Source organism: Pseudoalteromonas sp. SR45-5, from assembly GCF_014163565.1.
In the GTDB taxonomy this organism is placed as follows: Bacteria; Pseudomonadota; Gammaproteobacteria; order Enterobacterales; family Alteromonadaceae; genus Pseudoalteromonas; species Pseudoalteromonas distincta.
On record NZ_JACJDN010000695.1, the window covers coordinates 1 to 1,969 of the forward strand.

The window sequence follows — 1,969 nt, forward strand, 5'->3', positions numbered from 1 at the left end:
ATAATTATAAACACTTACACTGAGCCGTTAATTGGCCCGTGTTGATGATTTACATGCGGATTTTGTCCGCGTTGACGCAGTAAGTGGTCCATTAAGGTAATGGCCATCATTGCCTCAGCAATCGGGATTGCACGAATACCCACACACGGATCGTGACGACCTTTAGTGATCATCTCAACCGCTTCGTTGCTTGTATTAATGCTGTTACCTGGAATAGTAATGCTCGACGTTGGCTTAAGCGCAATAGAAGCAATAATATCTTGCCCTGTCGAAATACCCGCAAGTACGCCACCTGCATGATTTGATGTAAAACCCTCAGGGGTTAGTTCATCACGATGCTCAGAGCCTTTTTGCTCAACTACGTCAAAGCCATCACCAATTTCAACGCCTTTAACAGCGTTAATACTCATTAATGAATGTGCAAGTTCGGCGTCAAGACGGTCAAATACTGGCTCTCCAAGACCAACAGGTACATTGCTTGCCACTACTTTTACTTTAGCGCCAACTGAGTCACCTTGCTTTTTAAGGTCACGCATATATTCGTCAAGCGCTTCAAGCTTACTTGCATCAGGGAAGAAGAATAAGTTATTTTCCACTTCATCCCAGTCAAACGTTTCCGCCTTAATAGGGCCAAGCTGACTTAAACATGCTTTAACTTCAATCGCATGAAATTGCTTTAAGTATTTTTTAGCAATAGCACCTGCCGCTACGCGTATCGCGGTTTCGCGTGCAGATGAACGACCGCCACCGCGATAATCGCGCAAGCCGTACTTATGCCAATACGTGTAATCGCCATGACCTGGGCGAAATACATCTTTAATTTTGCCGTAATCTTGCGAGCGTTGATCGGTATTTTCAATCAATAAACCAATGCTGGTACCTGTGGTTTTACCTTCAAAAACGCCTGCTAATATTTTTATTTGATCGCTTTCACGGCGCTGCGTTGTGTAACGGCTTTGGCCTGGTTTTCGGCGATCTAAATCAATTTGTAAGTCGGCCTCTGTGATTTCAAGACCTGCGGGAGTACCATCAACAACGCCGCCTAATGCAACGCCGTGGCTCTCACCAAAGGTGGACACTTTAAATAACTGCCCAATGCTATTACCTGCCATTAACTTTCCTCATTCCTAATGACTACCAATAGCCAAGCACAGGGCTTGGCTATTCATTTTTTACTTATTTTGCAAAATACTCATCTAGCTGCTTTTTACTAATTACAAATACACCTAAGCCGCCTTGTTCAAATTCAATCCATTCAAACGGCGCGCCCGGATACAGTGCATCCATATGTACCATAGAGTTACCAACTTCTACAAATAACAAACCGTTATCAGTTAGATGTTCACTCGCTTCGCTCAATATAGTACGGGTTACATCTAAACCATCGTGGCCTGATGCAAGCCCAAGCTCTGGCTCATGATGAAATTCGCGTGGTAAGTCAGCCATATCTTCTGCATCAACATACGGTGGGTTTGCTACTATAAGGTCGTATTTTTGACCTGGTACACCGCTAAATACATCAGACTGAATAGGTAACACGCGATCACTCAACATGTAATCGTTAATGTTAATGTCTGTGACTTCAAGCGCTTCATACGATATATCTACCGCATCAACTTGTGCCTGCTCAAAAGCTTGCGCAAGTGCAATTGCGATACAACCCGAACCCGTACATAAATCTAATATACGGTTTACCGATTGTGGCTCTTCAAGCCACGGCGTAAAGCGGTTACTAATAAGCTCGGCAAATGGTGAGCGAGGTATAAGTACACGTTCATCAACATAAAACGGCATACCCGCAAACCATGCAATGTTTGTTAAGTAAGGTACTGGTGTGCAGTCGTTAATACGTTCTGCAATAAGACCCGCAAGTCGGTTTTTTTCTGTGCTTGTTAAACGCGCGTGCATTAATTCTTTTGGCGCATCAACAGGCAAGCTAAGCGCAGGCAGTAATAAGCTTACAGCTTCA

General features: G+C 43.9%; 2 protein-coding genes. Both read right to left on the bottom strand.

The window, feature by feature from the left end; all coding sequences use genetic code 11:
- Positions 1-14: 14 nt before the first annotated feature.
- The gene (aroC, locus tag H5072_RS18105; protein ID WP_182694345.1) at positions 15-1,112 is read right to left on the bottom strand and encodes a chorismate synthase; all 1,098 of its coding nucleotides are present in this window, start codon (positions 1,110-1,112) and stop codon (positions 15-17) included.
- A 64-nt stretch (positions 1,113-1,176) separates the two neighbouring features.
- Positions 1,177-1,969 (bottom strand): 50S ribosomal protein L3 N(5)-glutamine methyltransferase (gene prmB / locus H5072_RS18110; protein ID WP_182694346.1); only part of this gene is annotated, 793 nt, incomplete at its 5' end.